Origin of the sequence: Pseudoalteromonas lipolytica, from assembly GCF_003515105.1 — a bacterium.
GTDB classification, from domain to species: domain Bacteria; phylum Pseudomonadota; class Gammaproteobacteria; order Enterobacterales; family Alteromonadaceae; genus Pseudoalteromonas; species Pseudoalteromonas lipolytica.
The window spans coordinates 194,795-207,121 of record NZ_CP032092.1; the positions used below are offsets into that span (position 1 = coordinate 194,795).

A 12,327-nucleotide genomic window follows, 5' to 3' on the forward strand; every position below is an offset into this window, starting at 1 on the left:
TGGAATGAGATTTAATCTTTATAAAAGCAACAGCAAAAAACCGATCGGCAATCGGTTTTTGGCTGTTGGTCTAGTTTTAACAACGGGGGTTAGTTTAGTAACATCAACCCCCTCTTTGGCAAACGCGCAAATCCAGCAGCAATCACAGTCATCACATCAGGTTATAAATTTAAGCAAGGCTGTGACCATGACTCTAGAAAGTCATCCTGAGCTAAAAGCCTTGATAGCTCAAGAAGCTGTGTGGCAAGGTAATATCGAACAAGCTGGCATTGGAGAGCGTCCTCAAATAGGTTTAATGATTGAAGATGCGTTAGGGACAGGTGAGCATAGCGCATTACAAAGTATGCAATCAACGCTCACATACTCTTGGTTGCTTCAACAAGATCAAATTGATGGCAGAGTTAATGCGGCAAAAAGCCAAGCAAATGCAGTAATAGTAGAGCAAAAAATAAAAGCCCTCGATTTATCTGCGACTGTTGCTAAACAGTTTGTTGAAATCTTGATAAAGCAAGAGCGCTTGAAACTCAATCAATTAGCGGTATCTCAGGCACAGGAAGTGGTTGACGCTATTGTCAAAAGAGTAAAAGCAGGCAAAAGTTCTAATGTCGAAATGCGCTTGGCTCAAGCTGAGTTGGTTCGAAGAAATCTAGCTGTTGAAGATTTAGAGCACGAATTAAAAGCCAGCCATTATCAACTGTCATCCTTATGGGGTAAGCCTCAGGCTGAACTTAAGTTAACGGGAAATTTAATGCTTAAGCCGGAAATTCCATCTGTAGAAAGCCAGCTAAACAAGCTTAAGCAAATCCCGCAAATACAGCAGTTCGCTAATGAACAACGTATCGCCCAGTCTCAAATGGAACTTGCACGTATTGAAGCCAAACCTCAGTGGCAATTCACTGCTGGACTAAGACGATATGAAACGACCGATGATTTTGGTTTAGTGGCGGGTGTCTCTATTCCTTGGGGAAGTGAAAATAGAAATGCAGGAACAATGGCTGCCTTACGCGCAAAACAAGATGTTCTGGCAAGTCAGCAACAAGCCCTAATGCAGAAACTCGATGCGCAGCTCTATGTGCTATTGCAAGAAATGGCACATTCCCATCATGTCATTGAAACGATTCAATTAGAAATAATTCCCGTACTAGAAAACGCGTTGACGGAAGCCGGTCAAGCATTTGATATCGGTAAGCTTAGCTACAACCAGTGGAGTGATATACGTAGAGAGCTGCTCAGCGCCCAAAATCAGTTACTTGATGCTTATCAATCTTTGCATTTACAACATATTGAAATTCAACGCCTAACTGGCGTGCCCGTTAGTGATAGCGAGTAAAACCATGAGTAAACTTATGAAAAATAAAAATATTCTGTCGTCATTAAGCTTGGCGATTATTATCTCATTCACAGGTGTCGTCGCACCTAATGCTATTGCAGCATCAACACCTGCGGCAGAGCAAGCTGAACCAGAGAAAGGTCCACACCGTGGGCGCATGTTACGAGATGGTGATTTTGCCATTGAACTCTCTATTTTTGAAACTGGTGTGCCACCAGAGTTTCGTGTTTGGGCGACAAATGATGGACAACCTATAGACCCAAAGAATGTCGATTTAAACGTAAAATTAATTCGCCTAGGCGATGGCACTGATGATATTAACTTCAATGCTCAAGGTGACTTTCTTCGCGGTGATATGGTGATTTATGAGCCTCACTCTTTTGTTGTAGCCATTGAAGCAACTTATCAGGGTAAAAAGTACAATTGGCGATATGACAACTTCGAGGGTCGCACCACAATTGAACAGGCAGTTGCTGATGCAATGGAAATCAACACTGAAATCGCAGGCCCTGCGACAATTCATCAAACCATACCCGCTTATGGAAAATTAAGTTTACCTGTGGACGCTAAGCGAAACATTGCTGCGCGTTTCGATGGTGAAATCACCAAATTACACGTCAATTACGGTGAAATTGTTAAAAAAGGGCAAACGCTATTCACAGTAGAAAGTAATGAAAGTCTTAAGCCCTACGTTATTAAAGCGCCCATTAACGGTGTTATTACCCAGTTATTCGCAAACGCGGGTGAGCAAACTAATGGTAAAACCTTACTCACCATTACTAATTTTAATCGCCATATTGCCAAATTAGCGGTTTATCCTTCGGATTATTCCAAGGTTAAACTGGAAACGCCAGTATCGTTAAACGTTGAAGGTCATGAGGAAAGCTTTGCAGGTAAGGTGTCATTTATTGAGCCTAGCGTGAGAGATGATCAGGCAAGAATTGTTTGGGTCGAATTAGAAGATAGTAACCTTGCCGAAGGAAGTTTTGTAAAAGCTGACATTGAAGTTGCAACCATTGATGTGCCACTGGCTGTAAAGCGTGTTGGCTTACAAGGTTTTAGAGACTTTACTGTTGTTTACGCCAAAGTGGGTGAGCAGTATGAAGTTCGTATGCTTGAGTTGGGCAGCGCTGGAGGCGAATGGATTGAAGTATTAGGTGGCCTAAAAGCGGGAACCGAATACGTGACCGACAATAGCTATATTTTAAAAGCCGACATTGAAAAGTCTGGCGCATCACACGATCACTAGGAGCGTATAAATGTTGGAGTCAATTTTACGCTTTTCAATAAAGCGCAAATTCCTTGTTATGGTGATGGTGTTAGCTGTGTCAGGTTTGGGGATATGGAATTTTACCAAACTACCGATTGATGCAGTGCCCGATATCACTAATGTACAGGTAATGATCAATACCGAAGCGGCTGGGTTTACGCCATTAGAAGTTGAGCAAAGGGTAACTTTTCCGTTAGAGACCGCGTTGTCGGGTTTACCGGGGTTAACCTATACCCGCTCAGTTTCTCGTTATGGTCTATCTCAAGTGGTTGCAATATTCAGTGATGATACTGATGTCTATTTTGCCCGTCAGCTTGTTAATGAGCGTTTATCAGCGGCACGCGCTGAATTACCGCTGGGCTTAGAGCCTCAACTTGGGCCAATTGCGACAGGTCTTGGTGAAATATTCATGTTCACCGTTGATGCTGAGCCTGATGCTACGCATGCTGATGGCACGCCTATTACACCAACGGATTTACGAACCGTACATGACTGGACAATAAGACCACAGTTAATGCGGGTGCCGGGTGTAGTTGAAGTGAACCCGATAGGCGGATTTGAGCGTGAAATATTAGTCGCTTTCAAACCTGAAAAGTTACTTGCTTTTGGGCTGTCACAAGCCGATGTGGTTGATGCAATTTCGCAAAACAACCAAAACCAAGGTGCAGGCTTTATTGAGCAAAATGGCGCACAGTGGTTGTTAAGGCTGCCCGGTCAGATTACTGATATGACTGCCATTGGTAATATTCCGCTTAAGTCGCTTGATGGTTCATCAATTTTTATAAAAGACGTAGCCGATATTGAAAACGGCAAAGGGCTAAGAACTGGTGCTGCTACACAAAATGGTCGTGAAGTGGTGATGAGTACGGTATTTATGCTTATTGGCGAAAACAGCCGCACCGTTGCCCATGCCGTGGGAGAAAAGCTCAAAGAAATTAACGCCACTTTACCAGAAGGGATTGTCGCAACCGCTGTTTATGATCGCACTAAATTAGTTGATAAAACCCTGCAAACGGTTCAGCTTAACCTGACCGAAGGGGCGGTTCTGGTTATCGTTGTACTTTTTGTCTTATTAGGGAATTTCCGAGCCGCATTCTTAACGGCTTTAGTGATTCCTTTTGCCATGTTAATGACAGTGACAGGTATGGTACAAACTCGCGTGAGTGCAAACCTGATGAGTTTAGGCGCGTTAGATTTTGGCTTGTTAGTCGATGGTGCCATTATCATTGTAGAGAATTGTCTTCGCAGGCTAAGTCAAGCAGGAAACAATCCTCTGCAGCTAAAAGAACGCATGGAACTCGTGTTCGAAGCAACAAAAGAAGTTATACGCCCAGCTCTATTTGGCGTGTTTATTATCACCGCTGTTTACTTACCAATTTTTGCCTTAGAAGGCGTTGAAGGCAAAATGTTCCACCCGATGGCGATCACCGTGGTTATCGCGTTACTTAGTGCTATGGTGTTATCGGTTACCTTTGTACCAGCTATGGTTGCCTTGTTATTTAAAAAGCCCGTGAAAGAAAAACATAGCCCAATAATTCGTGGTGCTGCTGTTCTTTACAAGCCCGCTTTGAGCTATGTATTAAAAGCCCGCTGGTTAGTTGTTGTAGTCGCAACAGTATTAGTTGGCTTTACAGGTTATCAGGCAACTAAGTTAGGCAGTGAATTTGCGCCTAATTTGGATGAAGGTGATATTGCCATGCACGCGCTGCGAATTCCGGGTACGTCATTGTCTCAAGCAATCGCGCTTCAGGAGTCTTTAGAAGATAAAATTAAACAAATGCCAGAAGTTGAACGCGTCTTTGCCAAAATAGGCACTGCCGACGTTGCAACAGATGCCGTTCCGCCAAGTGTCGCAGATAACTTCATTATCCTGAAACCTCGCGAGTTGTGGCCTGATCCAGATAAGACAAAAACTCAAGTTGTAGAAGAGTTAGCCGCGCTAGTACAGCCAATTCCGGGAAACCGATATGAGTTTTTACAGCCAATACAAATGCGTTTTAACGAATTGTTAGCTGGGGTGAGAGCTGAACTTGCGATAAAAGTGTTTGGTGATGACTTTGATACGTTGACTACTTTAGGCAGTGAGATAGAGGGTGCAATTTCTCAAGTTGAAGGTGCCGTAGATATACAAGTTGAGCAAACGACAGGGTTACCTATGCTTAATCTTGTGCCAAATCGTGAAAAACTGATGCAGTTTGGTATTAGTATTAGCCAAGTACAGTCTCAAGTGGCAACAGCTATGGGTGGTACAGTTGCAGGTAAGTTTTATCAAGGCGATGTGCGCTCAGATATTGTAGTAAGGCTCACAGAGTCCAAACGTAATGATATCGATTCAATACCTTATTTACCGATAACTTTGGCTGATGGACATACAGTACCACTTAAAGAATTGGTTGATATTGAGCTGATATCGGGTGCTAACCAAATAAATCGTGAAAATGGTAAACGTAGAGTGGTAGTAACTGCCAATGTTCGTGGTAGGGACTTAGGTAGTTTTGTTGCAGACATACAAGCAGCTATTAATGAAAACGTTGAAGTACCTGCTGGTTATTGGGTGGAATATGGCGGCACTTACCAAAAACTGCAATCCGCTTCAGAGCGTCTGAGTATCGTTGTGCCTGTCACTTTAATCATGATTGTTGGTTTGTTAATCCTCGCGCTTAACTCATTTAAAGATGCCATGATCATCTTTACGGGTGTTCCACTTGCATTAACTGGTGGTATTGCTGCGCTGTTATTACGTGATATTCCATTCTCAATTTCGGCAGCAGTTGGCTTTATTGCCTTATCGGGCATCGCTATCCTTAATGGACTGGTTATGGTGTCGTTTATTAGAGAGCTGCGTAAAGGTGGCTTAGCACTTGATAATGCAATCTTTGATGGTGCGATGACGCGTCTTCGCCCTGTGTTAACAACCGCACTGGTTGCTTCATTAGGTTTCATTCCTATGGCGTTAAACACAGGCATAGGATCGGAGGTTCAGCGACCTCTGGCAACAGTAGTCATTGGTGGCATTATTTCGTCAACGATTTTGACTCTGTTTGTCATTCCTGCCTTATACAGAATTTTACATAAAGAAAAGGAGTCTATTTTGACTGATGTTGAAGTATTGGAGTCTCAAGATGCCAAGTAACATGATTAAAGTACTGACCTATCTGACGATTGCGCTGTTAGCGCTTCTCAGTATCGAAGCTTTTGCTCACGGAGTCGATGATAAAACCAGAGCATTTTTAGAGCAAAATAATGGAGTACAGTTTATCCCGTTTTTATATATAGGCGCTAAGCATATGATAACGGGCTATGACCACTTGCTGTTTTTAGTCGGTGTTATCTTCTTTTTATATCGTAGCCGTGACGTACTGTTGTACGTCACCATGTTTACTATTGGGCATAGTACAACCCTGTTATTTGGTGTGTTAAGTGACATACAAGTCAACGCTTATTTAATTGATGCCATAATCGGTTTTTCCGTAATTTATAAGGGCTTCGATAATCTAGGAGGCTTCAAGCGTTGCTTTAATTGGCAGCCTAATACTCAGTGGGCGGTGCTGATTTTCGGTCTGTTTCATGGCTTTGGTTTAGCTACCAAATTACAAGAATTTAGCCTAGCTGATGAAGGTCTTATTACCAACCTGATTGCTTTTAACTTAGGTGTTGAACTTGGTCAATTTGCTGCGCTCGCACTTATTTTGATCATGATAAATGCATGGAGAAAACTGCCGTCATTTCAACGTTTTTCGACAGTCACGAATACTGCACTAATGAGTGCTGGTGTGATGTTGATGGGCTTACAACTTACTGGTTACTTCACTATTTAATCGATTTTTAACTTATAGAAATACAGAAATACAGAAATAAAAGAGAATTTTATGCAACATACAGTTAGTACCAAAACACTCGTTAAAGCGAGTATTTCAGCAGTCGTTGTCGCGGCTATTGCACTGGTTACCTTTATCTTACCAGCAGAGTACAACATCGATCCGACAGGTATTGGCAACAAGTTAGGTTTAACAGAACTTGCACAAGCGGTTGAAATGGAAACAACGTCATTAGAGACAACTAAAGGCACGGATGAGTTTCAAACAATAGAAGTGACAGTCCCTGCGGGACGCGGCATCGAATATAAATTTTATATGAAGCAGCATGAAAAAATGTCTTATGAATGGTTAACCGATGGTGCTCCATTGTACTTCGATTTACATGGTGAGCCTGAAGGTGACACAACGGGATATTTTGAAAGCTATGCTATTGCTACAACTAATGAAATGAAAGGCAGCTATACCACGCCATTTGCTGGTTCTCATGGTTGGTATTGGAAAAACAAATCAGATAAACCAGTGTCAGTACAGCTACTGGTTAAAGGGCAATACGAAGTTATTGGCCTTAAACAATAACGAATTTAACTTTACGAATTTCATACCAAATGGAGACTAAAATGAACAAACTAATATCAATCGTTGCGCTTTGTGGTGCCTTGCTAACTAGTAATGTACAGGCACATGGAGATCATGGTGTCATCAGCGGTCAGAAAGCTGTTAGCATCGCTGCAACACATATTCAAAAGATGACGTTTAAAGACGCTGGCTTTGAAGTCGGTAAGTTAGATGAGTCATGGAAAAATATTGATAAGTCGCAACTTTCGATTGCTAGCGTTGAAGACAATTTCTATGTAGTTAGTGCATCTAATGCTAGCAACGAAGATAAGCTTTACTTCCAAATTGCAATAAACGGTCAAGTATTAGCGGTTAAAAATAAAAACGACTTTTAATCAATTAAAAGGCACCTTTTGATACATGCATGAGGTGCCTTTGTTTTGTATCAAGTACGCTTATGACACAGAGCCACTGGTCGGCTCTAACTCATTTTTGTCCAAAAACGAGTTTGAAAGCGTTGGTTGAGGCTGTGATGAAGAAACCTGTATGATACTTTAATACGCAGTGGCAGCCCGATACTGACTTGGTTGTAGAAATTAGTATGAATCTTTTTTTGGGGTTACGTATCATTTAGAACGGTACGAACAGGGTTACTTGACTGTTTAGTATGAAACTTTATTCCTCTTCCACACCAAGCTAACTTAATAACTAACAGCCATGCCAGAACTCTGAGAGTTGGGCCATCTGATAAATATCGGTGCCGTCTTCATCATAATTTAGCTTGTTTTTATGTTGAATGGGACTAAACCAAAAGTTAACCGGTTTACCGTTTTCCACTTTCTTAAAAGCTATTTGAATTTGTGTATTAGCATACAACTCTTCATGAGGATGATATAAATCACCGATAGACTCGTATCCTTCAGGTGTTGTAAACATTACCTTATAATAACCTGGTCTATAGCTATACTTTTCCTCAATCAATACTTTTACACTGTAAAAATTTGGTATTACAAAGGTTCTGCTATCCAAGCATGACACACTATTGTCTTTAACAATAAAATGTCTACCAGGGTGAGATTTAAGGTCTGTATTTGCTTCAAGCGTATCCGGGTAAGTAAATCCACTTTTATGGCCAAACATTCCTTTTAATGACTTCTGTCTATCTTTATAGCTAGAGTTAATCTCAGTACCATTTAGCATGATCACATCGTATAAGCAGACTGAGCCATCATCGAGGATATACGTTTCTAAAACGCCACTTTCAAAGCTTCCAATTGCAACTTTAGAGGCAAGCATTTCCTGAATGTTTTTGTCTAATGTGAAAGCATTACCTTTAATATCTACAGCTTGTATTGAATTAATCGATTCTTGGCCAAGTTTTATATAAGCCCGCTTACCTTGCTGTACAGGAATAACAACAGGGTCATTTATTTTGCTAAGCTGTTCTGCAAAAGGCACGTCAAAGTCACACTTATACATAGGAGGCTTAAAATTGCTAAATGGCAAACACGGAACTTTAGTCTTTAATTGCTCGATAGGTTCATATCCATCAATAACCCTAGTTCGAAGCATGTTAGAGTAGTTCATTCGAGCAATGCCAAGGCAGTCGAATGGCAAGCGAGCCGTTTCTTTCATATAACTTATTTTTTGCTGGCCATAATACTCTCGAACTTCAAACTGTGTTTCGTCATCGCTTGCGAAAAATGCAATTTCACGCCAGTTCTCACGCTTTCCCGATTTATTTAAAATTTCTGACTCAACTTTAATCATTCAGATAACTCCAAAATCAAGGTTATAAAATTCGCACTGATCTTCTGATGCTTCATTCATTTCGGTATCTTCATTACTCACTTGGCGGTTATGTTGGCCTAGTACGATAATATTTGCAGGTGGTTCAATGATGTCATCTAGTTTTTTTAATGCTTCTTCAAGTTCTCCACCTTCTGTTGAAACGTACTGTGAAGTAATTACGCAGCTAGCAAACTTATCGTTATTAGCCTCTTTGTAGTACTTAAAGAAATCAGAGTAATATGAAGTTAATCGGCTTTTTAAAACGGGTAAGATTGGATGGCTAATTACACTATCCTGCATGTCTAGTGTTTTCAAGGCACGAAGAATTAATGCAAAACCAGCCCATTCAAGTGTATTGTTGAATACATCCATACCCCCAAATACGTTGTTTTGCCATGCATCAAAAGCAGAGTGCATTTCATACTCATCCATATACCAAACTTTGCTTGTACCATTTTCAAACTCTAATAATAAATAGCAACCAGAGTATGAAGCCTCCTGAGTGCTATCGCCTTTAACGTGAGATACTTTGTTTGAGCTAACATCAATTGAAAACTTATCGTTGTCATAAACCACTGCAAGTTCATAGCTTTTTACAATACCTTGAGTTTCAAGGTAGGCAATTACATTATCTGTATTTAGTGCAGGAAACAGACAATATGCAGTAGTGTAGGGATGTTTCCTAACTCTTATGTTTACTAGGTTAAGCAGCTCAGGACTAAGAGAGCCGATCAGCATATCCATTTCTTTAATTGTCGCAACAACGTCATCTAGGGCGCACTCTTTAATCAAAGCGGAATAATGAGAATGTGAAGCCAAGTTGAACAATGTTTCCCACTGTTTAATATTGTCTGAAGTAGATTTGATTAGCTTTTCAATTTGAACTGATAACATTAGTACGCCTCACGTGAATAAGCACTTTCGAATTGTTCTTCATAAGCTTGCTGATTGGAGCTGTGCTGACAATCTTGATCATCAAACAACATTGGGTCATTCATAACACTATCTCTATAAATACAAGGGCAGAGAGTCTTCCAGTGACGTTTAATAAGGGTTTTCTCCCTCATTTGATCCACATGTACTGAAAGCCACGCTTCATTGCCCATCGCCTTACCTTGCTCTTCAATAGCTAAAATCTCCTCAGGAGGCATGACTGTAGTCTTAAAAGAACCATCAATTAGCTCAGTTTGACAATAGCCACCGGCTAATTGTCCACGCATTGCTTTAGATAGTACGGTTGTAGTGTGGGTAACTTTTGAATTTACACCGTTGTATTGGAAATTGTCTTTTTCATAAAAAACATTCGCATTAATTTGTTTTACTTTTCCAGAACGGTAAGCAAGTTTAAGAATTCCCTTGTAGCCTAATCCTAATTGAGTCACATATTGGCCTGATGATTCACTATATTCAGTTTTTAAAAAGCAAAGCTGCTCAGTAGGGCAAAGTGAAAGGCCTATTTTTGCAGCTTTTAAAAATGAACTGATTACGGACTCAACTGGAGTGTAAGGGAAGCTATATTCTACGTTTAATCCAGACATAACGATTTGATAGACGTAGTTTAGCTCTGTATTAAAGTCTAGCTTATAACCATTTTCGGAAAGATAAGCATCAAACAGGCCTTTGCATGCTGTTAATTTTCCATACAATAAATTTTGATATTCTTGAAGTGATAAACTCATAACGCTCACCGTTGAACTTGGATATGTAATTAGAATATTTGATTTAAAAAATCGCGCTTATTACCAGTCAATAACAACGACCTCATCGTTTTTGGTGTATCCATACCAGTTTTCACTATCTAAACATTCTTTAAGAGTTGCAATTGCTTTCTTCATGTCATTATGAGCAATCATCTGGCGGGTACGTTTCATCTCAAAAACCTCGCATATATCAGCCTCTAAATATTCAACACCGATAAAAGCAAACAATTTAACGGGAATACCTGCTAAATTCGCAACATACTTATAGAAACTCTCTTGAACGTCATATCGAAGATCTCGGCATTGGAATCTAAACTTATTTGGATTGGCTGAACGAGTAGACTTAACATCACTGGCAATTGCATGCTTGTTAATGTAATCGAATTTTACTTTAAGCATTAATCCTGAGTCAGGATCTCGCGCTATTACAGTAAGCTCCGCAAAGCCATTTGAAATTAATCGCTTAGCTCTAGCGTGAGATTTGAATGTATCCAAAATTCTATGGGCGTCATCCCAGACTAAACCATCTATTGGTGTTTTATGGGTTATGTGTGACAACGCTCCATCGTTAAAAGCAGCTAATAGACTAGAACACTTATTATTTTCGACCATTTTTACAGCTTCGTTGTAGGCTTTAACTCCAGCGCCTTTAATTATGGATTTTGCAATCAAATCATCAAAAATTAGAGTGTTTGGTTTAGCATCTAACAAGCGCTTAACTAACTCTGATTTAGTGCCTGAGACCTTTTGACCTGCGGCTTTTAATGCGTCCTTTAGCTCAGCACTTGTGTGAAGCGCTGTAGGATACTCAATGGCAAGAGGTACACGGAAATAGCGATCATAAAAACCAATTGGCTCTAATATTAACTCATGACCATAAGTGCCAGTATCAAGAGTGTTTCTTTGTGCAGCAGTTCGTTTTCTTTCCTCATTAGAAAAATATTGACGAAATACATGAGCTGGTGTGTTTTTCGCTAACTCTTTAATCAGAGATGAGCTATGAGCATCTAATTTGTGGTAAACAGAATTTGGCACACCGCTATAAATACCTTCAACAAGATCACCATTAGAGTCCAAAAAGTTTGGATTACCTAAATCATCGTATGCAGGCAGAATAGTGTTAAACCACTCTGTAGGTTTTTCTGTTTCTTGAACTTTTAGATTTGCTGATGCCATGTTCTTGCCTTGCTCTACTTATTTAAAGTAGTAACATCATGTCATAGAGATTTTTTCGTGCTGAACTGAAGAAGAAAACCTATCTTCAAAGTTAATGATGAGAATTGAGCGCGATCTTTAATTTTATATAGATTGCTATTATGGACAATTAAACTAGGAAACTCGATGTTCGAAGGAAAAGCATTAAAAGATATTATTGGAAACCTTAGCGCTGATTTACCTGATACTCATTTTAGTGTTGAAGCACACCATCAAATAACCGATTTATTACCAAGCGAAATGGTCGAAATTATAAAAAATTATTTCGAGGATCTAACCATTCAGAATATTTTGACGGTGGATGGAATAATACAGCGTATAGAGTGTGCAACCTCTACATTCACAGTGGACGTTATAGCACTTACAGATTGGAATGAAGAATCGCCATGTGGTGAGTTAAACATTGTCGCCAATTTTAGTGAAAAATACAGATTCATTAACTTGATCACAATAAATGAAATCAATGAATCAGTACCTGGGCTGAAGTTATTCAGAAAAAATGAAAACTTACACTCAAGCACTCTACTGACAATATCATTTGGAGTCACAGCGCAAACTCTAATTAATCAGATAAATTATTTATTAGAAACAACTCAGCGGCTACAGCTGTCTTTATTTGATGAAAAGTCGAACTCTGTAAATTAATTC

The 12,327-nt window shown here is 39.9% G+C and carries 11 protein-coding genes; 7 read left to right on the forward strand and 4 right to left on the reverse strand.

The annotated features are described in order from the left end of the window. Positions 1–4: 4 nt before the first annotated feature. From D0907_RS20760 to D0907_RS20785, 6 genes are read left to right on the forward strand one after another with little or no spacing between them, the layout of a single operon-like run. Positions 5–1,330 carry a TolC family protein gene (locus tag D0907_RS20760; RefSeq protein WP_118845624.1) on the forward strand — a complete coding sequence of 442 codons (1,326 nt, stop codon included), beginning with the start codon at positions 5–7 and terminating at the stop codon, positions 1,328–1,330. Positions 1,331–1,346: 16 nt separating this feature from the next. Further along, positions 1,347–2,579 (forward strand): efflux RND transporter periplasmic adaptor subunit, encoded by a 1,233-nt coding sequence (locus D0907_RS20765; RefSeq protein WP_118845717.1) that lies wholly within the window; start codon positions 1,347–1,349, stop codon positions 2,577–2,579. A gap of 10 nt (positions 2,580–2,589) precedes the next feature. Next, positions 2,590–5,733, forward strand: coding sequence for an efflux RND transporter permease subunit (locus D0907_RS20770; RefSeq protein WP_118845626.1), 3,144 nt, complete (start codon positions 2,590–2,592; stop codon positions 5,731–5,733). Then, a complete protein-coding gene (locus D0907_RS20775; RefSeq protein ID WP_062566916.1) occupies positions 5,723–6,418 on the forward strand; it encodes a HupE/UreJ family protein in 696 nt (231 codons plus the stop codon). Before D0907_RS20770 ends, D0907_RS20775 begins: the two co-directional genes overlap by 11 nt. Positions 6,419–6,469: 51 nt before the next feature. Further along, positions 6,470–6,994: a hypothetical protein gene (locus D0907_RS20780; protein WP_063704080.1), complete on the forward strand. Its 525-nt coding sequence runs from the start codon at positions 6,470–6,472 to the stop codon at positions 6,992–6,994. Positions 6,995–7,035: 41 nt separating this feature from the next. After that, the gene (locus D0907_RS20785) at positions 7,036–7,368 is read left to right on the forward strand and encodes a DUF6488 family protein (RefSeq protein WP_062566918.1); all 333 of its coding nucleotides are present in this window, start codon (positions 7,036–7,038) and stop codon (positions 7,366–7,368) included. A 313-nt stretch (positions 7,369–7,681) separates the two neighbouring features. On the opposite strand, the gene D0907_RS20790 is transcribed toward D0907_RS20785, so the two are convergent. Genes D0907_RS20790 through D0907_RS20805 form a run of 4 tightly spaced genes read right to left on the reverse strand, consistent with a single transcriptional unit; the run spans position 7,682 to position 11,640 of the window. Further along, positions 7,682–8,743 carry a hypothetical protein gene (locus D0907_RS20790; RefSeq protein ID WP_118845629.1) on the reverse strand — a complete coding sequence of 354 codons (1,062 nt, stop codon included), beginning with the start codon at positions 8,741–8,743 and terminating at the stop codon, positions 7,682–7,684. After that, positions 8,744–9,658 carry a hypothetical protein gene (locus D0907_RS20795; protein WP_118845631.1) on the reverse strand — a complete coding sequence of 305 codons (915 nt, stop codon included), beginning with the start codon at positions 9,656–9,658 and terminating at the stop codon, positions 8,744–8,746. Beyond that, positions 9,658–10,443, reverse strand: a complete 786-nt coding sequence (locus tag D0907_RS20800) for a recombinase RecT (RefSeq protein WP_118845633.1) — start codon at positions 10,441–10,443, stop codon at positions 9,658–9,660. Before D0907_RS20800 ends, D0907_RS20795 begins: the two co-directional genes overlap by 1 nt. Positions 10,444–10,503: 60 nt before the next feature. Next, positions 10,504–11,640 (reverse strand): PD-(D/E)XK nuclease-like domain-containing protein, encoded by a 1,137-nt coding sequence (locus D0907_RS20805; RefSeq protein ID WP_118845635.1) that lies wholly within the window; start codon positions 11,638–11,640, stop codon positions 10,504–10,506. 165 nt (positions 11,641–11,805) lie between these two features. Here D0907_RS20805 and D0907_RS20810 point away from each other — a divergent pair, with 165 nt between their 5' ends. After that, positions 11,806–12,324: a hypothetical protein gene (locus D0907_RS20810; RefSeq protein WP_118845637.1), complete on the forward strand. Its 519-nt coding sequence runs from the start codon at positions 11,806–11,808 to the stop codon at positions 12,322–12,324. The last annotated feature ends 3 nt before the right edge of the window (positions 12,325–12,327 follow it).